The sequence below is a fragment of the Kitasatospora sp. NPDC034023 genome (assembly GCF_055575795.1).
In genome coordinates this window covers 61,314-87,791 of the sequence record NZ_JBVIRY010000001.1, presented here as the reverse complement: position 1 = coordinate 87,791, position 26,478 = coordinate 61,314, and the positions used below count along the sequence as shown (strand labels likewise).

Here is a 26,478-nt window from a genome sequence, read left to right as displayed (position 1 = left end):
GTGGTCGCCGGTGCGCTGGTGGCCGGGGTCGGTTCGGCGGTCTGCGGGACGCTCTACAGCGCGACGACGCAGAAGTGGGTGCCGGTGGAACTGCTCGGCCGGCTGACCTCCTTCGGCGCGCTCGGTTCCTTCGCTCTCGGCCCGCTCGGCCTGGCGGTGGCCGGTCCGTTGGCCGGCCGGTTCGGGACGGACAGCGTGTTGCTGCCCGGCGCGCTCTGGCAACTGGCCTCCGGAGCCGTAGTGTTGGCCATACCGGCGGTACGGAATCGCCGCTGGGAGGAGGGCCCGGAGAACTGACCCACCCCTCGGACGGCTTCGGGGCGCACCCCCGGCCCCCGGTGCGGCCCACCGCGCACCGCGCCCGGCCGGCCCCGGAGCGCAACCGGCTGCCCCACCCGCGCACGCACGCCTCCGCGGCGGGCGGGGCGGCCGACCCGGTCGTACCGTGGAGGGTGCGGGGGTATGGAGGAGGTTGTCCAATGCCCGGTTCGCTCACCATCAGCCACCACGAGTCCGCGGTCTCCCTGGACCACGCGGACGCCGAGCGGCTCGCCACCGTACTGGCCGAGCTGGCGTACCTGCTGGAGATTCCGGGCCCGAACCGGATCAACGACGCGCAGCTCGCCCTCCTGTGCGAGGGCCGCGCCCCGGACCGCGCCGGCCTGGCGCACTGGTCGCAGGCGCTCGCCACCCAGCTGAAGGGGCGGCTCTGACCGAAGCCGACCGCGGCCGGGAAACCGATCGCGACCGGGCAGCCGATCGCGACCGGGCAACCGGCCATGACCGGGCAACCGACCGCGGCCGGGCAACCGACCGCGGCCAGGCCGTCGGCCGCCCGCCGTACGATGGCGCGCGGGGCGGGGACGCCCTCCGGGTGCCGGGGTGGCCGGCGGCCGGTCCGGCGGAGGGTGGGGGCCCGAGCGTGCCGCAGTCCTGGTCGATGTCCTGGCTGACCGTGCCGACGCCGCTGCCCAGCGGCCCGATGCACATCGCGGTGACCCCGCTGGGCGTGGCGGCGGCCGGCTACGGCGGGCGCGAGGACGAGGCGCCGCCGTGCACCGACGAGTCGAAGGTCGCCGCCGTCACCGAGCGGATCGGCGCCTACCTGGCGGGCCGCACGCGCGAGTTGGGCCTGCCGATCGACTGGAGCCTGAGCTCCGGTCCGCACCGCGCCGTCCTGCAGACGCTCTGGCGCGAGGTGCCGTACGGCCGGACCGTCACCTACGGCGAACTGGCCGCCCGTAGTGGGGTGTTCGAGGACGTCACGGAGCCCGGCCTGGCCGCCCGGACGGTCGGGCAGATGATGGCCGCCAACCCCGTCGCCCTGCTGGTGCCCTGCCACCGGGTGGTGGCGGCGGACGGGATCGGCGGTTTCGGCGGCGGCCGGGTCGGGATCGAGGTGAAGCGCTGGCTGCTCACCCTGGAGGGGGTGCTGGAGCCGACGCTCGACTGGAACGGGCCGCTGTAGCAGGCGAATCGCCGTCGCCGTCGCCGGGGCCGTGGGAAGATGGGGTTCGGGATTCCAGTACTTTCGAATAAATAGTCGAATGAACTTCGATCAGGTGATCGAGTCGTACTATTTGTTCGGTTATTCCAAACCACTCGAATGAGTGATTGCGGGCTGCCCTCGAACGGGCCCACCATGAAGCTGCAACACGAATGTGCAGAGCGACACTTCATCGGGCACGCGAAGGGTTCCCCTCATGTCGACCGAAACCAATGCCGGTATTCCTGCGCCCGGCGCGCAGGCGGATATCCGGCAGCAGCAAAGTCTGAGCACGGCGGGCGCGCGGAACCTCGCCACGACCACCAAGTCCGCGCCGCAGATGCAAGGCATCAGCCCGCGCTGGCTGCTCAGGCGGCTGCCCTGGGTGCAGGTTTCCGGCGGGACCTACCGGGTCAACCGCCGCCTGCGCTACGCGGTCGGCCGCGGCCGGGTGAGCTTCGTCAAGACCGGCGCCGAGGTGCGGATCGTCCCGCCGACGCTCGCCGAGGTGCCGGTGCTGCGCGGATTCCAGGACGAGGCCGTGCTCGAGGAGCTGGCCTCGCGCTTCGTGCAGCGGGAGTTCAACGCGGGGGACGTCCTCGTCGAGGCCGGTACGCCGATCAGTGAGGTCTTCCTGATCGCGCACGGCAAGCTCGACCGGATGGGCACCGGCAAGTACGGCGAGGAGACGGTGGTCGGCACCCTCGCCGACGGCGACCACCTCGGCGACGAGGCGGTCCAGCAGGACGGCGGCACCTGGCCGTACACCGTCCGCGCCGCGACCTCCGGCACCGTGATGGCGCTGTCCTGGCCCTCCTTCGAGGAACTGCACGACCGCTCCGAGGCGCTGCAACTGCAGGTCATCGAATACCTGAACGGCTTCCAGCAGGCGCAGAACAAGCACGGCGAGGCCGCGATCGACCTCTCCGCCGGCCACCTGGGCGAGTACGAGCTGCCCGGCGCCTTCGTGGACTACGAGCTCAAGCCGCGTGAGTACGAGCTGAGCGTCGCGCAGACCATCCTCAAGGTCCACAGCCGCGTCGCCGACCTCTACAACCAGCCGATGAACCAGACCGAGCACCAGCTCCGGCTGACCATCGAGGCCCTGCGCGAGCGCCAGGAGCACGAGCTCGTCAACAACCCCGAGTTCGGCCTGCTGGCGAACGCCGCGTACGACCAGCGGATCCAGACCCACTCCGGCCCGCCCACCCCGGACGACATGGACGAGCTGCTCAGCCGCCGCCGCAGCACCAAGATGTTCCTGGCCCATCCCAAGGCCATCGCCGCCTTCGGCCGGGAGCTCAACAAGCGCGGCATCAACCCGGGCACGGTCGAGGTCGAGGACAAGCAGATCATGTCCTGGCGCGGGGTGCCGGTCTTCCCGTGCAACAAGATCCCGATCGTCGGAAACACCAGCTCGATCATCGGGATGCGAATCGGCGAGGACAACCAGGGTGTCATCGGGCTGCACCAGACCGGAATTCCGGACGAATACCAGCCGAGCCTTTCGGTGCGGTTCATGGGAATCGATGACAAGGCCATCATTTCCTACCTGGTGAGCGCCTACTACTCCGCCGCGATCCTGGTGCCGGACGCGGTCGGCGTCCTGGAGAACGTGGACATCGCGCAGCGCTGACGGGCCCGGCGGGGCCGATCGGAGATCCACGCCGTCCGGCCGGAGGTGCCCACCGCACCCCGGCCGGCAGGCGTTCCGACGTGTTCCGGCGCGTTCCGACGCATCCCGGCCCCGATGCGTCCCGCCGCGCCCGGACACTGCCCGACACCCACAGCGGCACGACCCCGGCCCGCCCGCGCCGGGCCATCCCACGACAGGCGCCAACAAGGGGGAGAGACCCATGACGAGTCCCACGCTGGAGCGGGACCACAAAGAGGGGCACGAGGCGGCCGAGATCCTCGCCCGCGCCCGCGCACTGGTCGACCCGGTCATGCGGGCCGCCGTCGACTCACTGCCCGGCACGATGCGCAAGGTCGCCGGCTACCACTTCGGCTGGTGGGAGGCGGACGGCACGCCCGCCGCGGCCTCCTCCGGCAAGGCGATCCGGCCGGCCCTGGTCCTCGCCGCCACCCAGGCCCTGGGCGGTACGCCCGGCGAGGCCGCCGCCGCGGCCGCCGCGGTGGAGCTGGTGCACAACTTCACCCTGCTCCACGACGACGTCATCGACCGGGACGACACCCGGCGCCACCGGCCCACCGCCTGGCGGGTGTTCGGCACCACCGAGGCCATCCTGGCCGGAGACGCCATGCACTCCCTCGCGCTGCGCCTGCTCGCCGAGGACACCCACCCGGCGGCCCACGGCTCGATCCGCCGACTCGCCGACTGCGTGGTCGAACTCTGTGAGGGCCAGCAGATCGACTGCGCCTTCGAACAGCGCAACGACGTCTCGCTGCCCGAGTGCCTGGCCATGGCGGAGGCCAAGACCGGCGCGCTGCTCGGCGCCGCCTGCGCGCTGGGCGCCCTGTACGGCGGCGCGTCCGAGGAGGCGGCGCAGGCGATGGACGGCTTCGGCCGGGAGATCGGCCTGGCGTTCCAGCTGATCGACGACCTGATCGGCATCTGGGGGGACCCGGCGGTGACCGGCAAGCCGGTCGGCGCGGATCTGGTCGCCCGGAAGAAGTCCCTGCCGGTGGTCGCGGCGCTGGGCTCCGACACTGTCGAGGGCAAGCGGCTGGCCGAGCTGTACGCACTCGAACGCGCCCTGAGCTCCGAGGAGTTGGCGCAGTGCGCGGCGGCCGTCGAGGGGGCCGGCGGGCGCGGCTGGGCGCAGGGGCAGTCGTGTGAGCGGATGGCCACGGCGATGGCGCAGCTGGCCGCCGCCGTACCGGAACCGTCCGCGGCCGACGAACTGCTGGCGCTCGCCGAGCTGGTCACCCGCCGGACGCATTGAGGCTCTACGCCCTGAGGCTGTACGCACCGAGGCCGGACGCACCGAGGCCGTACGCACCGAGGCCGGACGCACCGAGGCCGTACGCGCGGGGTGCCGTTGGTGAGTGGGAAGTCGGCCGGTCCGACTTCCCACTCCGCCGGCTCGCTCCGGCCCTCGCTCACCCGGCTCGCTCCGCGGGCTCGCTCACCCGAAGGCGGCCAACAGCCGTCGCTCCTTCGCGGGTTCGATGCCCTGTCGCGCCACCGCGCCCGGCCGCCCCTTGCGCCCGTCGGCATCGGTGTCCTCGGCGGGCCCGCGGGTCCGCAGCCACTCCCAGGTGTCCCGCGCGGTGTCGGCGAACGGCCGGCAGCGCAGCCCGGCCGCCTCCGCCCGGCTGGTGTCGGCGAGCCAGGCGCCCGCCATCCCGGGCAGATCCGGGGCCCAGAGCGGCAGTTCGGTCCACGGCTCGACCCGGTCCGGCCCCTCGGCGAGCAGCGGCCCGTCCGGGACCCAGACCAGTTCGGTGTCCGGGGCTCCCGCGACCGCCCGACAGGTCTCCAGCCACTCGCCGAAGCGCAGCCGTCCGGGCGGCGCCGTGGTGAGGAACCGGCCCGTCGTCCGGGCCGTCAGCAGGTCCAGCCCGAAGGCGGCGAAGTCCCGGACGTCGATCACCTGCATGGTCCGCTGCGGATCCCCCGGGGCGAGCACCCGCCCGCCGCGCGCCATCCGCTCCAGCCACCAGGGCAGCCGGCCGCCGTTCTCGTACGGTCCGATGAGCAGCCCGCTGTTGAGGAGCAGCGAGCGCTCGGCGCCGAAGCCCTCCAGCACCGCGCGTTCGCAGCCGGCCTTCAGGGCGGGGCTGAACGGCTGGTCGGGCGGGGTGTCGGCGGGGCAGGGGTGTCGTGGGGAGTCCTCGCCGATCACCCGGGCGGGCCAGTCGGTGAAGGCGTGCACGGAGGAGACGAAGGTGTAGTGCCCGGCCCGTTCGCGCAGCAGCCGCGCGGCGAGCGAGGCCTGGGCGGGCTGCTGGGCGGAGGTGTCGACGACGGCGTCCCAGTCGCGGCCGTCGACCAGCCGGGCGAGGTCCTCGGCGCTGTCGCGGTCACCCCGGACGGCCTCGACGCCGGGCAGGTCGGCGGCGCTGTGGCCGCGGTTGAAGGTGGTCACCTGGTGCCCCCGGGCGAGGGCTTCGGCGGCGTAGGCCCGTCCGAGGAAGGACGAGCCCCCGAGCAAGAGGATCTTCATACCGCTCACCTTCTCCCCGCCGCTCCGCCCGTACGCCCGGATTCGCGCTCAGCAGATGCCGCGGTGTCGAGCGAATGCCGCGGTGTCGAGCGAATGCCGTGGCGCCGAGCGAATGCCGAGGTGTCGAGCGAATGCCGCAGCGTCGAGCAGATGCCGCGAGGCACCCGATCCGACATGCCGCCCCCTCCCGCCCCACTTAGCATCCCATCTGTACAGGTCTGTACAGATCTGTGGCGGTTCCACCGGATTCGGAGTGGGAGAGCGACAGCATGGTCAACCCGGCACTCGTGGACCCGGCCACCGTCCGCGCGACCGCCGCCGAGGCCTGGATCCGCGCCCAACCGATGCTGCGCAACTACCGCGCCCTCTACGCCCAGGCCCTGGACGACGCGGACCCGTCGTACGTCGGCGGCTTCGGCGTCTTCCGCCACCACCCGCAGCCACCCACCCCCGCCGACACCTCCGCCCGCACGCCCGCCGAGCCCCTGACCGGCGGCGTCACCGGCGGCATCACCGGCGGTGTCACCGGCGGCGAGGCCGGTGACACCCCGTACTCCCGGGCCTGGCTCGACCTGCGCACCGAGCCCTGGGTGGTCTCGGTCCCCGCTGAGGACCGCTACTACGTCCTCCCGTTGCACGAACTCGACACCGTGTACGCCGGTTTCATCGGCTCCCGGACCACCGGCCCGGAAGCCGGCGACCACCTGGTGGCCGGCCCCGACTGGCACGGCGAGCCCCCGCCCGGCATCCGCGGCGTGATCCGTACCGCCACCCGGCTGGTCGGCATCCTCGGCCGCACCCGGCTCGCCGGGAACACCCCCGCCGAGGTCGCCGAGCTCGCCGCCGTCCAGGAGCGGTACCGGCTGCGCCCGCTGCACGAGTACGCCGGTACTCCCGCGCCGCCGCCCGCCCCGGAGCCGCTCTGGCCGGTCTGGCGCGAGGAGGTCCCGGACGGCGTCGAGTTCCTCGCCTTCCTCGACTTCCTGCTCGGCTTCTTCCCGGCGGACGGCCCCGTCCGGCTGCCGCCCGCCGAGACCGACCTGCGCGGCCGCCTCGCCGACCTCGGCGTCGACGGCCGCGGCGAGTTCGAGCCCGCCGCCCTCCCGCTGGAGCTGCGCGCCGAGATCGAACGAGGCATCGCCGACGGCCGCGCGCAGCTGCGGCGCGCCACCGCCGAACTCCGCGACCGCGCCGGGCTGTTCGGCACCCGCGAGCAGGTCGGCGCGGACTTCCTCCGGCAAGCCGTCGGCGCCGCGGCCGACCTCCACGGACTGCCCACCGAGGAGGCCTGGTACGGCCGTTGGGAGGCGGACGGCACGGGCCGCCGGCCGCCGGACGCGAGCGACCGCGACCACGTCATCCGCTTCACCCCGGACGCGCTGCCGCCGGCCCGCTTCGCCTGGTCCGCCACCCTGTACGCGCTCCCGGACCACCGGCTGGTCGACAACACCCTGGACCGCTACTCGATCGGCGACCGCACCCCCGGACTGGTCCGCGACCCGGACGGCGGACTCACCCTCTATGTCCGGCACAAGCGGCCCGCCAACGCCGAACACTCCGCCAACTGGCTGCCCGCCCCGGACGGCCCGTTCACCGTGGTGCTCCGGCTCTACGGCCCGGACCGGGCCGTCCTCGACGGCCGCTGGCGGCTCCCGCCGCTCGACCCGCGCTGACCGAAGCCCCTCGTCCTGACCGAAGCCCCTCGTCCCGACCGACCCCCTTGTTCCGACCGACCGTACGAAGGACCCCCGATGAACCAGCCCGAGCTGGAGGCACTGGCCGCCGACGCGTACGTCTACGGCTACCCGCTGGTCGCCGGCCTCACCATGGTCGATCGCTTCACCCGGGGCGGCCTGGGCACCCTGCCGGCGGCGCCGTTCAACCACTTCAGCCACGCCACCCGGCTGGCTGGCCCGTCCGACGAGTTCGTCTCGGTCAACAACGACACCATCTACTCGATCGCCCAGCTCGACCTCTCCGAGGGCCCGCAGGTGCTCCACGTCCCGGACACCGCGGGCTCCTACTACGTGCTGCAGTTCATCGACGCCTGGACGGACAACGTCGCCTACCTCGGCCGCCGCGCCACCGGCACCAGCGCGCAGACCTGGCTGATCGTCCCGCCCGGCTGGCACGGCACCCCGCCGGACCCGGACCGGGTGATCGAGCTGCCGACCACGGTCGGCACCGTGGTCGGCCGGTTCGCCTGCACCGGCCCGGACGACCTGCCCCGGGTCCGGGCCCTGCAGTCCGCCCTCGTCCTGGAACCGCTGGAGCCCGGCGGCCTGGTCGCCGGACTGCCCGAGCCCGACCCGAACGTCCCCGAGCGGCTGGCCTTCTTCGAACGCCTTCGGGTGTGGATGCAGGCCTTCCTGCCGGCCACCGCGGACATCGAGTACCAGCGGCGCTTCGCCCCGCTCGGCCTGCTGGACGACGGCGTCTCCCCGTACCGCGCGGCCGTCCCCGAATGGACGCTCTCACTGGCCAAAGGCCTGGCCGCCGGCCGCGAACGGGTCGAGGACGCCACCCGCCCACCCGAAGACCACCCGCCCGGCGAATGGCGCTCCGCACTCCACCTCTTCGACTACAACACCGACCACCTCGGCCCCGGCACCCTGGACGACCCCGAATGGCGCATCCCCGACCGTCGCGCCGCCTACCTCAGCCGCGCCGCCGCCGCCCGGGCCGGCCTCTGGGGCAACCACGCCTACGAGGCCTCGTACGCGATGACCTACGACGACTCGGACGGCCGCCCCCTCACCGGCGCCAACAGCTACACCCTGCGTTTCGACCTGCTGCCCCCGACCGAGGCCTTCTGGTCCGTCACGATGTACTCCGTCCCGGACTACTACCTGGTGGAGAACCCGATCGACCGCTACTCGATCGGCGACCGCACCCCCGGCCTGGTCTACGGCGACGACGGCTCCCTCACCCTGACCCTCCAGCACGACCAGCCCGAGGACCCGACCGCCGCCGCCAACTGGCTCCCCACCCCACCCGGCGAATTCCGCCCCATCATCCGCCTCTACCAGCCCAAACCCCTGGTCCTGGACGGCACCTACCAGGTCCCCCCGATCCACCGCACCTGACACCACCCCAGCCCCGGCACCGAAGCCCGGCCAAGCTCCGTCACCCGTGCACGGGAAGTCGGCCTGGTCGACTTCCCGTGCACGGCTCACGCGGCTCGGAAGCCCGAAACGCCCGCCGGGTGACACCTCTGCCGAACCGGCGTTCGCCCTAATGCGCCGGTGCCGGTGCCGATGCCGGTGCTGACGCCGGAGCCGTGGGCCGCCCCGTCGGATGTGGAGAGGCGCTGCTCGTCGGCGCTGCCGTCGGGGTGCCCGAGGGGGACGGCGAACCCGTCGGCGGGCCGGACGGCGTCGCCGGTGGCGAGGGCGACGACGGCGAGCCCGACGGTGAAGGCGCGCCCGTGGAGGTCGGCGAAGGGGTGGCCGTCGGTGGGGCGGTGGCCGTCGGGGACGGGTCGGTCGGGGAGGGGGTCGAGCCGCCGCGGTTGTGCGGGCCGCCTTCCAGGGTGACCACCGCCTGCGAGGGCGGCAGTGCGATCCGGGCGGTCCAGTGCGTGGTCGGCGCGAGGTCCTCGTCCACGGTGACGATCACGGTGATCCGCTGGCCGGGCGCGAGTGTGCCGGAGTCGCGGCTGAGCCGGAGCCAACCGGCGTCCGTCACCGCGTGCCAGCGGATCTCCGTGGTGCCGGAGTCGGTGAGGGTGAGGACCGTACGGCTGCCGTACTCGCCGGCTTCGACGGTGAGGAGTCCGGTCGGGGTCGGTTCGGGCGCCCCCGGTGCGGAGGCCCGGTCGACGACGGGGGCCGGGGCGGCGACCAGGGTCGGGCTGCTGAGCGGGGTGGCGCCGTGGGCTGGGACCGGGATCACCGCGCCCTGGAAGGTCAGCCGTGGAAAACCTGGAAGCAACGTTTCTGCACCGCTGACACCGCCCGCGCCGGCACCGCCCGCCAGCTCCAGCCCCGGTACCCCCGGCCCGGCCGGGCCCCCGACCCCCGATTGCGGCGGCCGCTGCCCGGTCTCCCGACCGGCCTCGTCCACTCGCACCGCCGACACGGAGGCCGCCGCGCCCGGCCCGCCGCCGTTCCGGTGCCCGGCCCAGAGCGCGACCACCGGTGCCGCCAGGACGGCCGCGAGCACCCCCGTGGTCACCACCCGTCGGCGGACCGCCAGCCCGCGCCCGGCGTCCGGCGCCCGGTGCCGGGGAAAACCGCTCTGGTCGAACCGCAGCGCGGGCTCCGCCACCCCCCGACCGGAGACACCCCCGACAACCGCGGCACCCCCGACAACCGCGGCACCCCCGACAACCGCGACACCCCGGACAGGCATGGCACCCGCCACCCCCACCACACTCTGCGGAGCGCCCAGCAACGGCAGCCCGGACAGCCCCGCCGACCCCTCCGCCGCCTCGCCGGCCACCCGCTCCGCCGTCCCCCGGCAGGTCGGGCAGTCCACCACGTGCTGCACCAGTTCCCGCCGCAGCGCCGGACCGAGCACCCAGTCCCGCCAGGACTCCGCCCCAGCCCCGCCGAGCCGGTCCAGCTCCGGGCAGCTGCCCACACCGAGCACCAGCAGCGCCGCCCTCGTCCGGGCGACCTCGGCCTCGGCGCCGGCCAGCAGCTCGCGGGTCCGTTCGAACGGCTGGCCCAGCACCGCCGCCACTTCCAGCGGGGTCAGCCGGTGCCGGACGGACAACTCCAGCGCCTCGCGCTGCTCCGGGTCGGTGCCGGCCGCTTCCGGCCAGGCGAGCGAGGCCAGCTCGCGGCGCCGCCGGGCCGCCTCGGCCTCGCTCGGCTCCACTCCGGAGGCCCGACCGCCCTCGAACCCATTCCCGCCCCCGCCCCCGACCCCAGCGCCGGCCCCGGTCCCGGCCCCGTCCGCGAGTCGCCGCAGGCAGCAGTACCGGGCCAGCGAGAACAGCCAGGCCCGTACCAGCCCGGGCTCGGCCAGTCGGGCGCCGTGCCGTTGCGCCAGTTCACGGACCTCGCGCAGGGCGTCGGCGGCGGCGTCGTGCTCGCACAGCACCGAGAGGCAGTAGGTGAAGAGGCCGTCCGCCTGCCGGTCGTACGCCGCGAGTACGGCGGGTGTCTGCGGCCCGGCCGGCCCAACAGTTCGCGTTGTCACCCGTCCGACGGTAGAGACCCCGGACGGCCTGTCCCCGCCAATCGACGGGTATGTACTTCTTTCGGGTAACAACATCGCCCATCTGTGTGGATGCACGGCGAGTCCGGTGGCGGACGGTCGCTGTCGTACCCAGGCGCTACCGTGGGCCGCATGCCTCCGCGTTCCAAGACCACCGCCAAGCCGCGCCCGGCGTACCGCTGCACCGAGTGCGGCAACCAGCTGCCCAAGTGGGTCGGCCGCTGCCCGGAGTGCAACGCCTGGGGGACGGTCGAGGAGTACGGCGCCGTGCCGATCCGGACGACGGCCGCCGGCCCGGTCAGCGCGCCCGCCCGTCCGATCGCCCAGGTGGACGGCCAGGTCGCGACGGCCCGTTCGACGGGCGTGCCGGAGCTGGACCGGGTGCTCGGCGGCGGGCTGGTCCCCGGCGCGGTGGTGCTGCTGGCGGGCGAGCCCGGCGTCGGCAAGTCCACCCTGCTGCTGGACGTCGCGGCCAAGGCGGCCACCGACCGGCACCGCACGCTCTACGTCACCGGCGAGGAGTCGGCCGGCCAGGTCCGGCTGCGCGCCGACCGGATCAACGCCCTCTCCGAGCACCTCTACCTCGCCGCCGAGTCCGACCTGGGCGCCGTGCTGGGGCACATCGAGGCGGTCAACCCCGGCCTGCTGATCCTGGACTCGGTGCAGACCATCGCCTCCGCCGAGCTGGACGGCGCCCCGGGCGGCCCGGCCCAGGTCCGGGAGGTGGCGGCCGCGCTGATCCGGGCGTCCAAGGAGCGCGGCATGGCCACCCTGCTGGTCGGTCACGTCACCAAGGACGGTCAGATCGCCGGCCCGCGCCTGCTGGAGCACCTGGTGGACGTGGTGCTCAGCTTCGAGGGCGACCGGCACGCCCGGCTGCGCCTCATCCGCGGGGTCAAGAACCGTTACGGCGCGACCGACGAGGTGGGCTGCTTCGAGCTGCACGACGAGGGCATCGTCGGCCTGGCCGACCCGTCGGGCCTGTTCCTGACCAGGCGTGACAAGCCCGTCCCCGGCACCTGCCTCACCGTCACCCTGGAGGGCAAGCGCCCGCTGGTCGCCGAGGTGCAGGCGCTGATGGTGGATTCGCAGATCCCTTCGCCGCGCCGGACGACATCGGGCCTGGAGTCGCCCCGGATCGCGATGATCCTGGCCGTCGTCGAGCGGCACGGCGGTGTGAAGCTCGGCAAGCAGGACATCTACACCGCGACGGTGGGCGGGGTGAAGCTGAGCGAGCCGTCCGCCGACCTCGCGGTCGCGCTCGCGGTGGCCAGTTCCTCCACCGACACCCCGCTGCCCAGCAACCTGGTGGCGATCGGGGAGGTCGGCCTGGCGGGCGAGGTGCGGCGGGTGACGGGTGTGCAGCGGCGGCTCGCCGAGGCGCACCGGCTGGGCTTCACCCATGCCCTGGTCCCGCCGGACCCGGGCAAGGTGCCGACGGGCATGAAGGTGGTCGAGGTGGCCGACATCGGCGAGGCGCTGCGGGCCATCCCGGGCCGCCGCCGGGCCGCCGCCAAACCGCGCGGTGAGGCCCGTGCCGAGGCCCGTGGCGAGGCCCGCACTGAGGCACCGTCGGCGCCGCCGGCCCCGCGCTCGGCCCGGGTCGCGGCCTACCCGGAGGAGCTGATGGACGGCTGGGAGCCGCTCGACTCCGACGAACTCCGCTGACCCAAGCCCTGCCGAAGCCACACACAGTTAGACTTTCCCCAGTCTCATTGGCCAGAAGGCAGTACCGAGCGGTACTGAGCGACAGAGCAACAGACCGCGGACCGTCGCACGGCGCGAGGCGCGCGGCACGGGGTCGACCGGAGGAGTCACGTGGCAGCCAGCGACCGGGGGGCGGACAAGGCCTCCCGTGAGGAGGCCCTGCTGCGTGCCTCCCTCACCGCCATCGCGCCCGGCACGGCGTTGCGTGACGGCCTGGAGCGGGTCCTGCGGGCCAACACCGGTGGCCTGATCGTGCTGGGTTTCGACAGGACCGTCGAGCCCCTCTGCACCGGTGGCTTCGTCCTGGACGTCGAGTTCACCGCCACCCGGCTGCGCGAGCTGTGCAAGCTCGACGGCGCGGTGGTGCTCGACAAGGACATCACCAAGATCGTCCGGGCCGGCGTGCACCTGATGCCGGACTCGACCATCCCGACCGACGAGACCGGTACCCGCCACCGCACCGCCGAGCGGGTCAACCGGCAGACCGGCTACCCGGTGGTCGCGGTCTCGCACTCGATGCGGCTGATCGCGATGTACGTCAACGGCACCCGCCGGGTGCTGGAGGACTCCACCACCGTGCTGTCCCGCGCCAACCAGGCGCTGGCCACCCTGGAGCGCTACAAGCTGCGCCTGGACGAGGTGGCCGGCACGCTCTCCGCGCTGGAGATCGAGGACCTGGTGACGGTCCGGGACGTGACGGCCGTGGCCCAGCGCCTGGAGATGGTCCGGCTGATCGCCACGGAGATCGCCGGCTACGTGCTGGAGCTCGGCATCGACGGCCGTCTGCTCTCGCTGCAGCTGGACGAGCTGATCGCGGGCGTGGAGCCGGAGCGCGAACTGGTCGCCCGGGACTACTTCCCGGAGCGGGCCGCCAAGAAGGGCCGGACGGTCAACGAGGTGCTGGCCGACCTGGAGGCGCTCACCCACGCCGAGCTGCTGGACCTGCAGACCGTCGCCAAGGCGCTCGGCTACTCGGGTACGCCGGAGTCGCTGGACTCCGCCGTCTCGCCGCGCGGCTACCGCCTGCTGGCGAAGATCCCGCGGCTGCCCAACACGGTGATAGAGCGCCTGGTCGAGCACTTCGGCGGCCTGCAGAAGCTGCTCGCCGCGAGCATCGACGACCTGCAGACGGTCGAGGGCGTCGGCGAGACCCGGGCCCGTTCGGTCCGCGAGGGCCTGTCCCGCCTTGCCGAATCGTCCATCCTGGAGCGCTACGTCTGACCCGACGCGCGAACGGCGGACGGCCCCCGGGGGAAACGCTTCCCCGGGGGCCGTCCCGCGTCCCGGCCCGGTGCCCTTGCCGCAAGCCTGAGAGCCGGCAAGCCCGAAGGAGCCCGTAAGCCCGAAGCCCGAAGCCCGAAAGAATTGGAAGAGCCCGGAACGCCGGAGCCCCCGGCCGCGCGGCGACCGGGGGGCTCCGAGGGAGTCGACCGTCCCTCAGTTGTCCAGCCGGATCGAGGCCCGCGCCGAGACCTTGTCCCCGGAGAGCCCGGTGAGCTCGGCGAGCACCACGTAGGTGCCGTTCGCCGGCGGCGCCGCGTCCGCGGTCGCGCACTGGGGCTTGCTGCGGCTGCGGTCCCAGGTGAAGGTCTCGGTCTGGCTGCCGTTCGCGGCCAGCTGCACCCAGATGCTGCCCTTGTCGGCCGGGCAGTCGCCGGAGGACCAGACCCGGTCGCCGTTGCTGGCGCTCACGGTGATCGCGGAGGCGACCCGGCCCAGGTCCACCCGGCAGTTGGCGCCGGAGGAGTTCTTGACCGTCAGGGCGAGCCGCGGCTTGTCCTTGGGCTGGTACGAGTTCTGGGCGCCGGCCAGTTCCAGGGCGACCTGCGAGGAGGCGCAGACCGGAAGTGCCATGACCTCGGGGGTGTTGAACGCCGGGGCGCCGCCGGAGCCGCCTGCCGCACCGCCGCCGGAGCCGCCCGCCGCGCCGCCACCGGTGCCGCCGGCCCCACCGCCCGTGCCGCCGGAACCGCCTGCGGGGGCCGGGTTGGCTCCGCCGGTGCCGCCGCCGCTGAGGTTGACCTCGGTGCCGCCGCTGCCCGCCACCGGGCCGCCGGCGGGGTTGCCCGATCCGCCGGGGCGCGCCGCGGGGCCGCTCGGCGAGGCGCCGGGCGTGATGGCCTGGGCCGGAGTCTGGTTCTGGGACGGAACGGCCTGGGCGGCCTTGCTCGGTGAGCCGCCGTCACCGCCCCCGCCCTGATCGGTCATCAGCCAGGCGATCAGGGCGATGACCGCCGCGACGGCGGCGAGCACGACGACGCGCCGACGCCAGTAGATCGAGGCCGGCAGCGGTCCCACGGGTTGACGCAGAGAGGGCACGATCAAACTCTACGAGACTGTGTGTGGCGTTTGACTCACCAACACCGCACAGTCGTCCCTTCCTTCACATGATCCGCCATTTGATCCGTTCGAGGGAGCCCCGGAGGGCTGATTTCCGGGAAATCCTCCGGGGGATCCGGAGTAATTTCCTCCGATTCGACGCCGCTTCTCCTCCACGTCGACTCCGTCCCGACTCCACTTCGACCGGGTCGGCGGGCATGGGAGGATCGAAGGGCCATGACTGCCATCACCGCCACCGCTGCCGCCACCGAAGCCGCCCGGCTCCCGATGCCCCTGCCGCTGTTCCACTCGACCGTCCTGGACTGGTACGAGGCGACCAAGCGCGATCTGCCCTGGCGGACCCCCGACGCGACGCCCTGGGCGGTCATGGTGAGCGAGTTCATGCTCCAGCAGACCCCCGTCAAGCGCGTGCTGCCCGCCTGGGAGGCCTGGCTGACCCGCTGGCCGACCCCGGCCGACCTCGCCGCCGAGGCGCCCGGCGAGGCGGTCCGGATGTGGGGTCGACTGGGCTACCCGCGCCGCGCGCTGCGGTTGCACGCGGCCGCGGTGTCGATCACCGAGGAGCACGGCGGCGAGGTCCCGGACGACCACGCCACCTTGCTCTCGCTGCCCGGCGTGGGGGAGTACACCGCCGCCGCGGTCGCGTCCTTCGCCTTCCGCCAGCGGCACGTGGTGCTGGACACCAACGTGCGCCGGGTGTTCGCCCGCGCGGTGACCGGCGTCGAGTACCCGGCCCAGGCCACCACCGCCGCCGAGCGCCGCACCGCCACCACGCTGCTGCCCGACGACGCCGAGACCGCCGCCACCTGGGCGGTCGGCGTGATGGAGCTGGGCGCGCTGGTCTGCACCGCGCGCGGCCCGGAGTGCGGGGAGTGTCCGCTGTTCGCCGGCTGTGCCTGGCAGCGGGCCGGCCGCCCGCCGTACGAGGGCCCGGCCCGGCGCGGCCAGTCCTACGAGGGGACGGACCGCCAGGTGCGCGGCAAGCTGCTCGCGGTGCTGCGCGACGCGCACGGCGAGGTCGAGCAGGCCCGGCTGGACGCGGTCTGGCCGGACGCCGTGCAGCGGGCCCGGGCCCTGGACGGCCTGGTCGCGGACGGTCTGGTCGAGCCCGTCGAGCAGGGCGTCTACCGACTTCCCCAGTAGGCGCCGGAACGCGACGGCGCCCCGGGAGCGGAACTCCCGGGGCGCCGTTCGAAGCGGGGGCGGTCAGACGGCCGCCGCCTCCAGCGAGGCCTCGGCCGGCTTCTCGCCCTTGCCCGCCCCGCGCAGCGGCACCTCGCGCAGGAACAGCGCGGCGGCGATCGAGATCACGGCGACCCCGGCACCCACCAGGAAGACGGTGTGCATGCCGTTGGACACCGCGTGGTGGTAGGCGTCCTGGATGTTCTCGGGGAGCTTGCGCAGGGCGGCCGGGCTCATCTGGCCCGGGTCCTTCACGCCACCGCCCGCCGCGGCCTGCTCGCCGAGCTTCTCCTTCATGGTGTCGGTCACCCGGTTGTTGAACAGCGCGCCGAACAGCGCGACACCGAAGGAGCCGCCGATGGTGCGGAACAGGGTGGCGGTGGAGCTGGCCACGCCCATGTCCTTGAGCTCGACGCTGTTCTGCGCGACCAGCATGGTGATCTGCATCAGGAAGCCCATGCCGGCGCCGAGCACGATCATCCAGCAGGCCGAGGTGAAGCTGCTGGTCCCGGTGCCCATGGTGGAGAGCAGGACCAGGCCGCCGGTCATCACGATCGTGCCGATGATCGGGTAGATCCGGTACTTGCCGGTCTTGGTCACCGCCTGGCCGACCACCAGCGAGATCACCAGCATGCCGAACATCATCGGCATCAGCAGCAGGCCGGAGTTGGTCGCCGAGGCGCCCTGGACGACCTGCTGGTAGAGCGGCAGGAAGACGGTCGAGCCGAACATCACGAAGCCGACGATGAAGCCGATGATCGAGACCAGGGTGAAGTTCAGGTTCTTGAAGAGGCTCAGCGGCAGCATCGGCTCCTCGACCCGCTGCTCCACGTAGCAGAAGGCGATCAGCGAGGCGGCGGCGAGCGCGGCCAGGCCGAGGATCTGCTTGGAGCCCCAGGCGTACTGCTGGCCGCCCCAGGTGGTGATCAGCACGAGCGAGGTGATGCCGGTGGTGAGCAGGATCGCGCCGAGGTAGTCGATCTTGGCGGTGCTGCGGACCTTCGGCAGCTTCAGGGTGACGATGACCACGGCGAGCGCGACCACACCGAGCGGCAGGTTGATGTAGAAGGTCCAGTGCCAGCTCAGGTGGTCGGTGATGAAGCCGCCGACCAGCGGGCCGCCGATGGTGGCGAGGGCCATCACCGCGGCGAACATGCCCTGGTACTTGCCGCGGTCGCGCGGCGGGACCAGCGCGCCCATGATCGACATGACGCCGACCATCAGACCGCCGGCGCCCAGGCCCTGCACGGCGCGGAAGCCGATCAGCTCGTTCATGTTCTGCGACAGGCCGGACAGCGCCGACCCCACCAGGAAGATCACGATCGAGGTGAGGAAGGTGCCCTTGCGGCCGTACATGTCGCCGAGCTTGCCCCAGATCGGGGTCGAGGCGGCGGTGGCCAGGGTGTACGCGGTGACCACCCAGGACAGGTGCTCGGCGCCGCCGAGATCGCCGACGATGGTCGGCATCGCGGTACCGACGATCAGGTTGTCGAGCATGGCGAGCAGCATGGTGACGACCAGGCCGATCATCACGAGGCGGATCTCGCGGGGCGACCGCGGCTGCTCCTCCTCGGCCGTCTTGTCCTCCGGTACCGGGCCGGCGGTCTTGGACTGTGACATGAGGTGGTGTCTCCCGGAGGGGTGGTTCGGACGGAGCGTCGGGCCGTGCGGCGGCTCACTTACTTGTCGCCCGGCTAGTTTTATCGATCGTCGGCACGGTAAGTTGTTTACTAGCCGGTCGTCAAGCCAGTTTTCGAACCGGCCACCTGGGCAGGGAGAATGGTGCCCGGGGCGGACGCCACCCGGGAGTCCGCAGCAGTCACCGACGCAGTCATGAGGCAGGCCATGGGCACTCCGCACAGCCCCCGCAGCGACACCCGGGCTCGCATCATCGAGGTGTCACTGGAGCTCTTCTCCGAGCATGGCTACGAGCAGACCTCACTGCGCGAGATCGCCGACCGCCTGAGTGTGACCAAGGCCGCCCTCTACTACCACTTCAAGACCAAGGACGACATCGTCCTGGGCATCGTCGAGCGGATGGCCGCGCCGATCGACGAGACCATCGAGTGGGGTCGCAAGCAGTCCTGGAGCCCGGAGATGCGGGACGAGCTGATCCGCCGCTTCGCGGACGGGATGGCCGAGCGGGCCCCGCTGCTGCGCTTCTTCCACGAGAACCAGCCCGCGCTGCGGGAGTCCCCGGCCGGGCTGGCCTTCCGGGACCGCATGGTCACCATGATCCAGCTGGTGCACGGGCCGGAGGCGGACTTCCCGGACCGGCTGCGGGCCGCGATGGCACTGTTCACCGTCCACTCGGCGCTGTTCCTGCTCAAGCAGGACAACGCCCCGGACTGCGCTCACGCCGAGAACGTCTGGGGCGAGCCGCTGGAGACGGCGGCCACGTTGGACGAGGCGATCGGCGCGGCCCGGGACGTCGCGCTGGAGATCGGCGGCCGGATCAGTCACCCGGCACCGGCCGCCCCGGCCCCCGTCCCCGCGCCTGCCCCGGCACCGCCCGCACCCGCGCCGGAGCCCGTCCGCTAGTGGCGGGCGGTCAGAAGTCCGTGACGCCGTGCCCCGCGAGGTACGCGAGCGGATTGACCACCGCGCCGTAGCGGTTGCTGGTGCGGATCTCGAAGTGCAGGTGCGGCCCGGTCGAGTTGCCGGTGCTCCCGGACAGCCCGATCCGCTGGCCGGCCGACACCTGCTGGCCCGCCGAGACCGCGAGCGAGGACAGGTGCGCGTACTGCGCGAAGTGCCCGTCCGCGAGCCGCAGGACGACCTCCTTGCCGTACGCGCCGTCCCAACCGGCCGACACCACGGTCGCGTTGCCGACCGCCAGCAGCGGCGTGCCCGGGGAGACCGCGAAGTCCACCCCGGTGTGGTACCCGGCCGCGTACCCGCGGTTGGCCACCCCGTACGGGTTGCTGGTCGGCGCGTTCGGCACCGGCGCCGACCACTCGGGTGCGGGGGCGGCCGCGGGTGCGGCCTCGGGTTCGGGCGCCGGCGCGGCGGCGGGCTCCGGCTCCGCGGCCGGGGCGGGCGGCTCGAGCGGCAGCAGGTTGACCGCCACCGCCACGAACTGCTGGGCCGTGTCGCCGTCCTCGGGCAGCTTGTACGGGCTGGGCCCGGCCACCTGGACCAGCCCCGCGTTGGGCACCTCCGCCCGCGGGGCGGTGAAGGCCGAGCTGCCCGGCGTGGTGGGCAGTACGGTCTGCGCCGAGGCGCTGCCGGGCGCGGCCACCAGCAGCACGCCGGCGAGCAGTGTGGCGGCCGCCCCGACCGAGATCAGCGCGTGGTCGTGCTCGGCCCGCTGACGGCTGCCCGGCAGGGTGGTGTGCCGGGGCGTGGCGAGCGTGCGCAGCGGAGCGGCGTGGGTGCGGACGGCGTGGCCGAGTCGGGGCTGCCAGGCCGCCGCCTGGGCCGCCGTTCGGGCGGCGAGCCGGCGCAGGGCCGGCCCCACGGGCGGGACGGTGGACATCGGTGGCCGTACCTCACGGGTTGTACGAGGGCAGCACGAGAGACCCGTTCGGGCGCGTGCTGAGCGGGGGACCACTCAGGTGTAACCGCCACCGAACGGACTCCCAAACCGTGTGACGTACTACCGCGTGTAGTCGGCGTGGCGCCGGATGTTCGAACCGACGGGGTGACGATCATGAGATCCGGTCGCCCACCGCCGCTTCGGGGTGGCTCGCGGGCCCGACCCGACCAACTACTACCCTCGGTCGTACCGGGCCGGAGGCCTGTGACCAGGCCCACGCGCGGCCGGGGTTTGACGGGCTCGGACCGCTTCCGTCCGCACCGCTGACCGGCCCGGCCCGCTGCGGGACCATCGACCCATGTATGGCAACAGGAGCGAAGACCCCGACGCCAGTGACCGCCAGAACCCGGCGGACCGCCGCTTCGCCGCCCTGCGCGGCTGCGAGCGCATCCTGTCCGGCGCCCGGCCGCAGACCATCCGCGAACGCCTCGCCGCCCTGGCCGACCCGCTGTCGGAGGCGGCCGGGGCCGCCCCCGGCCTGGACCGCCGGCCGGACCAGTACGGGGACGGCGTGGTCCGCGCCCTGGAACTCCGGGTCGCCGGGCTGCTCGGCACCGAGGACGCGGCCTTCTTCCCGACCGGCACGATGGCCCAGCAGATCGCCCTGCGGATCCACGCCGAGGCCGCCGGGCTGCCCACCGTCGCCACCCACCCGCTGGCCCACACCGACCGGCACGAACGGCACGCGCTCGGCGTCCTCACCGGTCTGCGCAGCGTCTGGCCGACCACCGCGCCGCGCCAGCCCACCGCCGCGGAGCTGCGCGCCCTGGACGAGCCGTACGCCGCGCTGAGCCTGGAACTGCCGCTACGCGACGCCGGGTTCGTGCTGCCCGACTGGGAGCGGCTGCGGGCCCTGGCCGCGGTGGTGCGGGAAGAGCACGGTGCGGCGCTGCACCTGGACGGCGCCCGGATCTGGGAGTCCGCCGTCGCCCTCGGCCGTCCGCTGCCGGAGGTCGTCGCCCTGGCCGACTCCGTCTACGTCTCCTTCTACAAGACGCTCGGCGGGATCAGCGGCGCCGCGCTGGCCGGTCCGGCCGGCTTCGTCCGGACCGCCAGGGCCTGGCGGCACCGTTACGGCGGGCAGCTCTTCCAGCAGTGGCCGTTCGCGCTGGCCGCGTTGGCCGGGCTGGAGCGCGAACTGCCGCTGCTGGAACGGTACGTGTCGCACGCCCGGACGGTCGCCGAGGCGCTGGCCCGGGCCTTCGCCGCCGTCCCCGGTGCCCAGGTGCACCCGGCCCCGCCGCACACCCACCAGTTCCGGCTCTGGTTGCCGTACCCGGCCGAGGAGTTGGAGGAGGTCTCGCTGGCGCTGGCCGAGGAGACCGGGATCGGGCTGTTCGGCGCCTGGCGCGAGCGCGAGCTGCCGGGCCTGGCGATGACCGAGGTCACGGTCGCCTCACCCGCCCTGGACTGGACGGGCACCGACGTCGAGGTGGCGGCGGCCGCCTTCCTGGACCGGTTGCCCGCCGTCCACAAGGCCGACAGCACCTGACCGACAGCACCTGACCGGCAGGGCCTGACCGACGGACCGACAGGGCCCGGTAACCGGCAGGGCCCGGCAAAGCGTCCGGCCCGCCCCCGCGCGATGCGGGGACGGGCCGGACGTGGAGTTGTCAGAGCTGCCTGGTCACAGGCTGATCGCTACGGGCTCGATCAGTTGTCGACCGGACGGACCCGGATCCAGGTCTCCAGGTAGTTCGAGGACTCGTTCTCGACCTCGATGCTGGTGCCGGTCTTCGGCACGTCCACACCGCTGTACGGGTTGTCCTTGGACCACCACGACTTCAGGTCGTTGAACTCGTCGACGCCCTTCGCCTTCGGGATGACGGTCTCGACGCCGGCCTTGTGCAGGGTCAGCGCGGGGACGCGGCGCGAGCCGAAGGTGGAGTCGGCGCCCTGCACGCGCGGACGCATCAGGCTGCCATCGCTCCACTTGACCGGGGTCGGGTGCGAGTCGACCGGCAGGACCAGGCCGTGGCCCGGGTGGGCGCTGACGTTGTTGTCGGTCTGCGACGCGTCCCAGTACCAGATCAGCAGACCGGGCTGGTACGCGTAGTGCTCGACCCAGCCCGGCTTGTCGGCGAAGCCGAAGTTGTACGGGCCGGTCTTCAGCGTCTGGTCGAACGACACGTACTGCTTGTTCTCCGCGATGTAGTACTGCGCGTAGTCCTTGGTGTACGAGCCGCCGAAGCGGGTGAAGCCGGTGGCGGCCCAGCCGTTGACACCGTTCTCCACGTCGTCGCTGAACACGGTGGCGCCGTCGGCGGTCACCGAGACGTTGTCCACCGCGAAGCCGCGGTAGTGCAGGCCGCCGTCAGTGGTGTTGTGGTAGCGGAACTGGACCTTCTGGCCGGCGTAGGCGTCCAGGTTGAAGGACAGGTCGCCCCAGGCGGCGGCGAGGCCGTTGACGGCCGGGCGGCCGTTCTCCTTGGGGAGCGGGGCGCCGTTCCAGGTGCCGTCCACGACGGTCCAGGTCTTGCCACCGTCGGTGGAGACCTCGCCGAAGGCGTAGTCGAAGTCCGGCTCCAGCTCGTACCAGGCCTTGGCGTTGATGCTGGCCTTGGTCTTGCCGGTCAGGTCGAGCTCACGGGTGAGCGTGACGTTGAGGTTGTCGGCGCTGCCGCTCCACCACTCGTTGCCGCCCGCGAACGGCTTGTTGATGTCGGTGGTGATGCTCTTCTTCGGCAGGTCGACGAGGAGCGCCTGCGGCAGGTTGGTGTTGTACTCCACCGGGCCGATGTGGTGCGTCGACTCGGTGCCCGCCTTGGCGCGGTCGACCTTCAGCCAACCGAGCTGGTACTTGCTCCAGGCGTCGAGGTCGTTCGGCATGTCGCCGATGCTGTCCTTGCCCTCGCCGAGCCAGGAACCGGAGGACATCAGCGACCAGAAGCCGACCGAGTTGTCGATGCCCTTGCCGGCGGTGTCGTAGAGGTCCGGCAGACCGAGGTCGTGGCCGTACTCGTGGGCGAAGACGCCGAGGCCGCCGTTCTCCGGCTGCATCGTGTAGTCGCCGATCCAGAGGCCGGAGCTGCCGACCTGGACGCCACCGAGCTTGTTGCCCTCGGGGCCGGCCTGGCCCGTCAGGTTGCCGTAGACGTAAGAGCGGTGGGCCCACAGGGCCTTGGTGCCCTGCTTGCCGCCACCGGCCGACTTGTCCTCACCGGCGTGCACGATCTGGAAGTGGTCGATGTACCCGTCGGGCTGGTTGAAGTTCCCGTCGTGGTGCGAACCGTAGCGGTCCCACTGGTCGTACTGGGCCAGCGTCGCCTTGATCTGCGCGTCGGTCTGACCCTTGGCCAGCTGGTCCTTGTACCAGATGTCCACGGCGTCGCGGATCAGGTCCTGGGCGCTGGCGCAGACGTTGGAGCCGCAGTAGTCGGAGCCGTACCGGGCCTCGTTCCACGGCACCCGGACCCAGTCCGAGACCACGCCGTCGACCGAGTAGCGGCCCGAGGACTGCTTCTCGTAGAAGGTCTTCAGCGAGGGCTTGTCCTTGGAGAAGTACAGCTCCTGGTAGTGCTGCTGGTTGTAGTCGGCCTGCCAGGCGGTCGAGTTGTTCGTGGCGCGATCCGGCGCCGCGATCTCGTTGTGCTTGGGGCCGGCCTCGCCACCGTACTTGACCTTGCCGTCGGCGGTCTTGGTGGTGTTGTCGACCTGGTCGCCGAAGTCGACGAGGATCGTGAAGATCTTGTCCGTGCGCTCGCGGGCGAGCTCCACGTACTTGTCCTTGCCGAGCTTCACGCTGGTGCTGCCGTTGTGCTGCTCGACCTGGGCGGTGCCGTTGAGCACCTGCTCGGTGGCGGCCTTCTGCTCGGCCTCCACCTTCGCGGTCAACGGGCCCGGGATGTTGTGCTCGGTGTTCGACTGGACGGCATCAGCCGGGTCCTTCGGCACGGGGGCCGAGCCGGCGGCGACGGCGGTGCTCGGGAAAAGACCCGCGCCGAGCGCGACTATGACCGCCGCGGCCGTCGCGGCCGCAGCGGTTCTCCTGGTGTTCTTCAACGGTGTGACGTCCTCCCCGACCGGGGCCAGCTCTTAGCCAAAGCCCGGCAAACCAAAATGAAAGACAGGTGGACGTCATTTGATACAAGCGTGCACAAAAAAGATAGACCTTGACCATGACATGGCCACGGCGCTATGCTCCGCGACTTCCCGTCAGCTGACCATCTGTCAACCGTATGTTCGTTAAACCTGCCTGAGAAATCGAGCGCATCCGTACTAACCAGCCCGGGGGCCGCCCGCTCCGGCCGGTGGTGGCACCCGCTTCGGCGGGGCGGAACGCACCGAGCCCCCGGCGCGAACGCCGGGGGCTCGGTTGCTGTGAAGTTGTCTGTTAAAAGTTGGGCTACTTCGTCAGGTCGGGACCGGACGAGGCGACCGCGGCCGGGGTGTCCGCGACGGCCGACTTCTCCTCGCCGCGGAAGGTGAACTTGGCCTCCTTGCCCTCACCCTCGACGTCGACGACGACGATGTGGCCGGCCCGCAGCTCCCCGAAGAGGATCTTCTCGGAGAGGTGGTCCTCGATCTCGCGCTGGATGGTGCGGCGCAGCGGACGGGCACCCAGGATCGGGTCGTAGCCGCGCTTGGCCAGCAGCTTCTTGGCCTCGACGCTGAGCTCGAGGTCCATGTCCTTGTCCTTGAGTCGCTCGTCCACCTTGTCGATCATGAGGTCGACGATCTGGATGATGTCTTCCTCGGACAGCTGGTGGAACACGACGATGTCGTCGACACGGTTCAGGAACTCGGGGCGGAAGTGCTGCTTGAGCTCCTCGCCGACCTTCGCCTTCATCCGCTCGTACCCGCTCTGGGTGTCACCCGTGGCCGCGAAGCCCAGGTTGAAGCCCTTGGAGATGTCCCGGGTGCCGAGGTTGGTCGTCATGATGATGACGGTGTTCTTGAAGTCGACCACCCGGCCCTGGGAGTCGGTCAGGCGACCGTCCTCCAGGATCTGCAGCAGCGAGTTGAAGATGTCCGGGTGGGCCTTCTCGACCTCGTCGAAGAGGACGACCGAGAACGGCTTGCGGCGGACCTTCTCGGTCAGCTGGCCGCCCTCCTCGTAGCCCACGTAGCCGGGCGGGGAGCCGAACAGCCGGGAGACGGTGTGCTTCTCGGAGAACTCGGACATGTCGAGCGCGATCAGCGCGTCCTCGTCGCCGAAGAGGAACTCCGCCAGCGTCTTGGACAGCTCGGTCTTACCGACGCCGGACGGGCCGGCGAAGATGAACGAACCGCCGGGGCGCTTCGGGTCCTTGAGGCCCGCACGGGTGCGTCGGATGGCCTGGGAGAGCGCCTTGATGGCGTCCTTCTGGCCGATGACGCGCTTGTGCAGCTCGTCCTCCATGCGCAGCAGACGCGAGGTCTCCTCCTCGGTCAGCTTGAAGACCGGGATGCCGGTGGCGGTGGCCAGGACCTCGGCGATGAGCTCCTCGTTGACCTCCGCGACGACGTCCATGTCGCCGGCCTTCCACTCCTTCTCGCGCTTGGCCTTGGCCTGCAGGAGCTGCTTCTCGTCGTCGCGCAGGGACGCGGCCTTCTCGAAGTCCTGCGCGTCGATCGCGCTCTCCTTCTCGCGGCGCACGTCGGCGATCTTCTCGTCGAACTCGCGCAGGTCCGGCGGCGCGGTCATCCGGCGGATGCGCATTCGGGAGCCGGCCTCGTCGATCAGGTCGATCGCCTTGTCCGGCAGGAAGCGGTCCGAGATGTACCGGTCGGCCAGGGTGGCGGCGGCGACCAGGGCGGCGTCCGTGATGGAGACCCGGTGGTGGGCCTCGTAGCGGTCGCGCAGGCCCTTGAGGATCTCGATGGTGTGCGGCAGCGAGGGCTCCGCGACCTGGATCGGCTGGAAGCGGCGCTCCAGCGCGGCGTCCTTCTCCAGGTGCTTGCGGTACTCGTCCAGGGTGGTGGCACCGATGGTCTGCAGCTCGCCGCGGGCCAGCATCGGCTTGAGGATGCTGGCGGCGTCGATGGCGCCCTCGGCGGCGCCCGCGCCGACCAGGGTGTGCAGCTCGTCGATGAACAGGATGATGTCGCCGCGGGTGCGGATCTCCTTGAGCACCTTCTTCAGGCGCTCCTCGAAGTCACCGCGGTAGCGCGAGCCGGCCACCAGGGCGCCCAGGTCCAGCGTGTAGAGCTGCTTGTCCTTGAGCGTCTCCGGGACCTCGCCCTTGACGATCGCCTGCGCCAGGCCCTCGACCACGGCGGTCTTGCCGACGCCGGGCTCACCGATCAGCACCGGGTTGTTCTTGGTGCGGCGGGACAGCACCTGCATGACCCGCTCGATCTCCTTCTCGCGCCCGATGACCGGGTCGAGCTTGGCCTCGCGGGCGGCCTGGGTGAGGTTGCGGCCGAACTGGTCCAGGACCAGCGAGGTCGACGGGGTGCCCTCGGCGGGCCCGCCGGCCGTGGCCGACTCCTTGCCGCCGCTGGTCTGGTAACCGGAGAGCAGCTGGATGACCTGCTGGCGCACCCGGTTGAGGTCGGCACCCAGCTTGACCAGGACCTGGGCGGCGACGCCCTCGCCCTCGCGGATCAGGCCGAGCAGGATGTGCTCGGTGCCGATGTAGTTGTGGCCGAGCTGCAGGGCCTCTCGGAGCGACAGCTCCAGGACCTTCTTCGCCCGGGGGGTGAAGGGAATGTGACCGGACGGGGCCTGCTGGCCCTGGCCGATGATCTCCTCGACCTGCTGGCGAACGGCCTCAAGAGAAATCCCGAGGCTCTCCAGGGCCTTGGCGGCGACGCCCTCGCCCTCGTGGATCAGACCCAGGAGGATGTGCTCGGTGCCGATGTAGTTGTGGTTGAGCATCCGGGCTTCTTCCTGAGCCAGGACGACAACCCGCCGCGCGCGGTCGGTGAACCTCTCGAACATCGTTTATCGCTCCTCAGAGCGGTCGGGCAGTTCGGGGTCCGTCCCCGCCCTGTCCTTCCGCATG

General features: G+C 72.2%; 19 protein-coding genes. 12 read left to right on the top strand and 7 right to left on the bottom strand.

Annotation, left to right across the window (positions count from 1 at the left end; translation table 11 throughout):
- From ACZ52R_RS00395 to ACZ52R_RS00375, 5 genes are all read left to right on the top strand, one after another.
- Positions 1–297 (top strand): hypothetical protein, encoded by a 297-nt coding sequence (locus ACZ52R_RS00395; RefSeq protein ID WP_465615907.1) that lies wholly within the window; start codon positions 1–3, stop codon positions 295–297.
- 182 nt (positions 298–479) lie between these two features.
- A complete protein-coding gene (locus ACZ52R_RS00390) occupies positions 480–713 on the top strand; it encodes a hypothetical protein (protein ID WP_360495792.1) in 234 nt (77 codons plus the stop codon).
- A 209-nt stretch (positions 714–922) separates the two neighbouring features.
- Positions 923–1,468, top strand: coding sequence for a methylated-DNA--[protein]-cysteine S-methyltransferase (locus ACZ52R_RS00385; RefSeq protein ID WP_465615909.1), 546 nt, complete (start codon positions 923–925; stop codon positions 1,466–1,468).
- 235 nt (positions 1,469–1,703) lie between these two features.
- On the top strand, positions 1,704–3,122 hold the full coding sequence (locus ACZ52R_RS00380) for a family 2B encapsulin nanocompartment shell protein (RefSeq protein ID WP_465752309.1): 1,419 nt from the start codon (positions 1,704–1,706) through the stop codon (positions 3,120–3,122).
- 220 nt (positions 3,123–3,342) lie between these two features.
- On the top strand, positions 3,343–4,392 hold the full coding sequence (locus ACZ52R_RS00375; protein WP_465615913.1) for a family 2 encapsulin nanocompartment cargo protein polyprenyl transferase: 1,050 nt from the start codon (positions 3,343–3,345) through the stop codon (positions 4,390–4,392).
- 183 nt (positions 4,393–4,575) lie between these two features.
- On the opposite strand, the gene ACZ52R_RS00370 is transcribed toward ACZ52R_RS00375, so the two are convergent.
- Complete coding sequence (locus ACZ52R_RS00370) at positions 4,576–5,616, bottom strand: NAD-dependent epimerase/dehydratase family protein (protein WP_465615915.1); 1,041 nt, start codon at positions 5,614–5,616, stop codon at positions 4,576–4,578.
- 269 nt (positions 5,617–5,885) lie between these two features.
- Here ACZ52R_RS00370 and ACZ52R_RS00365 point away from each other — a divergent pair, with 269 nt between their 5' ends.
- Positions 5,886–7,289, top strand: a complete 1,404-nt coding sequence (locus ACZ52R_RS00365) for a DUF1254 domain-containing protein (RefSeq protein ID WP_465615917.1) — start codon at positions 5,886–5,888, stop codon at positions 7,287–7,289.
- Positions 7,290–7,367: 78 nt separating this feature from the next.
- A complete protein-coding gene (locus tag ACZ52R_RS00360; RefSeq protein WP_465752307.1) occupies positions 7,368–8,702 on the top strand; it encodes a DUF1254 domain-containing protein in 1,335 nt (444 codons plus the stop codon).
- Between the two features lie 148 nt (positions 8,703–8,850).
- Here ACZ52R_RS00360 and ACZ52R_RS00355 read toward each other — a convergent pair whose 3' ends face one another.
- Positions 8,851–10,764 carry a BACON domain-containing protein gene (locus ACZ52R_RS00355; protein ID WP_465752305.1) on the bottom strand — a complete coding sequence of 638 codons (1,914 nt, stop codon included), beginning with the start codon at positions 10,762–10,764 and terminating at the stop codon, positions 8,851–8,853.
- Positions 10,765–10,914: 150 nt separating this feature from the next.
- Between ACZ52R_RS00355 and radA the strand changes: the two genes are divergently transcribed.
- A complete protein-coding gene (gene radA / locus ACZ52R_RS00350; protein WP_360495769.1) occupies positions 10,915–12,450 on the top strand; it encodes a DNA repair protein RadA in 1,536 nt (511 codons plus the stop codon).
- 201 nt (positions 12,451–12,651) lie between these two features.
- Complete coding sequence (gene disA, locus ACZ52R_RS00345) at positions 12,652–13,710, top strand: DNA integrity scanning diadenylate cyclase DisA (RefSeq protein WP_360496087.1); 1,059 nt, start codon at positions 12,652–12,654, stop codon at positions 13,708–13,710.
- A 216-nt stretch (positions 13,711–13,926) separates the two neighbouring features.
- Here the strand turns inward: disA and ACZ52R_RS00340 are convergent, their stop codons facing one another.
- Positions 13,927–14,808, bottom strand: a complete 882-nt coding sequence (locus tag ACZ52R_RS00340) for a hypothetical protein (RefSeq protein WP_465615923.1) — start codon at positions 14,806–14,808, stop codon at positions 13,927–13,929.
- Between the two features lie 237 nt (positions 14,809–15,045).
- On the opposite strand from ACZ52R_RS00340, the gene ACZ52R_RS00335 reads away from it, so the two are divergent.
- A complete protein-coding gene (locus ACZ52R_RS00335; protein ID WP_465615925.1) occupies positions 15,046–15,972 on the top strand; it encodes an HhH-GPD family protein in 927 nt (308 codons plus the stop codon).
- Positions 15,973–16,035: 63 nt separating this feature from the next.
- On the opposite strand, the gene ACZ52R_RS00330 is transcribed toward ACZ52R_RS00335, so the two are convergent.
- Entirely contained in the window at positions 16,036–17,631 is a 1,596-nt protein-coding gene (locus tag ACZ52R_RS00330) for an MDR family MFS transporter (RefSeq protein ID WP_465615927.1), read from the bottom strand.
- 225 nt (positions 17,632–17,856) lie between these two features.
- Here ACZ52R_RS00330 and ACZ52R_RS00325 point away from each other — a divergent pair, with 225 nt between their 5' ends.
- Positions 17,857–18,552 carry a TetR/AcrR family transcriptional regulator gene (locus ACZ52R_RS00325; protein ID WP_465615929.1) on the top strand — a complete coding sequence of 232 codons (696 nt, stop codon included), beginning with the start codon at positions 17,857–17,859 and terminating at the stop codon, positions 18,550–18,552.
- Positions 18,553–18,562: 10 nt separating this feature from the next.
- Here the strand turns inward: ACZ52R_RS00325 and ACZ52R_RS00320 are convergent, their stop codons facing one another.
- Positions 18,563–19,489, bottom strand: a complete 927-nt coding sequence (locus ACZ52R_RS00320) for a M23 family metallopeptidase (RefSeq protein WP_465615931.1) — start codon at positions 19,487–19,489, stop codon at positions 18,563–18,565.
- Between the two features lie 358 nt (positions 19,490–19,847).
- On the opposite strand from ACZ52R_RS00320, the gene ACZ52R_RS00315 reads away from it, so the two are divergent.
- Positions 19,848–21,041 (top strand): threonine aldolase family protein, encoded by a 1,194-nt coding sequence (locus ACZ52R_RS00315; RefSeq protein ID WP_465615933.1) that lies wholly within the window; start codon positions 19,848–19,850, stop codon positions 21,039–21,041.
- Positions 21,042–21,202: 161 nt separating this feature from the next.
- On the opposite strand, the gene ACZ52R_RS00310 is transcribed toward ACZ52R_RS00315, so the two are convergent.
- Together ACZ52R_RS00310 and ACZ52R_RS00305 are read right to left on the bottom strand one after the other, a co-directional pair.
- Positions 21,203–23,551, bottom strand: a complete 2,349-nt coding sequence (locus ACZ52R_RS00310) for an immune inhibitor A domain-containing protein (RefSeq protein WP_465615935.1) — start codon at positions 23,549–23,551, stop codon at positions 21,203–21,205.
- 343 nt (positions 23,552–23,894) lie between these two features.
- Entirely contained in the window at positions 23,895–26,414 is a 2,520-nt protein-coding gene (locus ACZ52R_RS00305; protein ID WP_360495749.1) for an ATP-dependent Clp protease ATP-binding subunit, read from the bottom strand.
- Positions 26,415–26,478: the final 64 nt, after the last annotated feature.

Bases quoted from the DNA above. Each gene is read 5' to 3' on its own strand.
- ACZ52R_RS00390 (WP_360495792.1), top strand. From the start codon at position 480: ATGCCCGGTTCGCTCACCATCAGCCACCACGAGTCCGCGGTCTCCCTG.
- ACZ52R_RS00380 (WP_465752309.1), top strand. From the start codon at position 1,704: ATGTCGACCGAAACCAATGCCGGTATTCCTGCGCCCGGCGCGCAGGCG.
- ACZ52R_RS00375 (WP_465615913.1), top strand. From the start codon at position 3,343: ATGACGAGTCCCACGCTGGAGCGGGACCACAAAGAGGGGCACGAGGCG.
- ACZ52R_RS00370 (WP_465615915.1), bottom strand. From the start codon at position 5,616: ATGAAGATCCTCTTGCTCGGGGGCTCGTCCTTCCTCGGACGGGCCTAC.
- ACZ52R_RS00365 (WP_465615917.1), top strand. From the start codon at position 5,886: ATGGTCAACCCGGCACTCGTGGACCCGGCCACCGTCCGCGCGACCGCC.
- ACZ52R_RS00360 (WP_465752307.1), top strand. From the start codon at position 7,368: ATGAACCAGCCCGAGCTGGAGGCACTGGCCGCCGACGCGTACGTCTAC.
- radA (WP_360495769.1), top strand. From the start codon at position 10,915: ATGCCTCCGCGTTCCAAGACCACCGCCAAGCCGCGCCCGGCGTACCGC.
- ACZ52R_RS00335 (WP_465615925.1), top strand. From the start codon at position 15,046: ATGACTGCCATCACCGCCACCGCTGCCGCCACCGAAGCCGCCCGGCTC.
- ACZ52R_RS00330 (WP_465615927.1), bottom strand. From the start codon at position 17,631: ATGTCACAGTCCAAGACCGCCGGCCCGGTACCGGAGGACAAGACGGCC.
- ACZ52R_RS00325 (WP_465615929.1), top strand. From the start codon at position 17,857: ATGGGCACTCCGCACAGCCCCCGCAGCGACACCCGGGCTCGCATCATC.
- ACZ52R_RS00320 (WP_465615931.1), bottom strand. From the start codon at position 19,489: ATGTCCACCGTCCCGCCCGTGGGGCCGGCCCTGCGCCGGCTCGCCGCC.
- ACZ52R_RS00315 (WP_465615933.1), top strand. From the start codon at position 19,848: ATGTATGGCAACAGGAGCGAAGACCCCGACGCCAGTGACCGCCAGAAC.
- ACZ52R_RS00305 (WP_360495749.1), bottom strand. From the start codon at position 26,414: ATGTTCGAGAGGTTCACCGACCGCGCGCGGCGGGTTGTCGTCCTGGCT.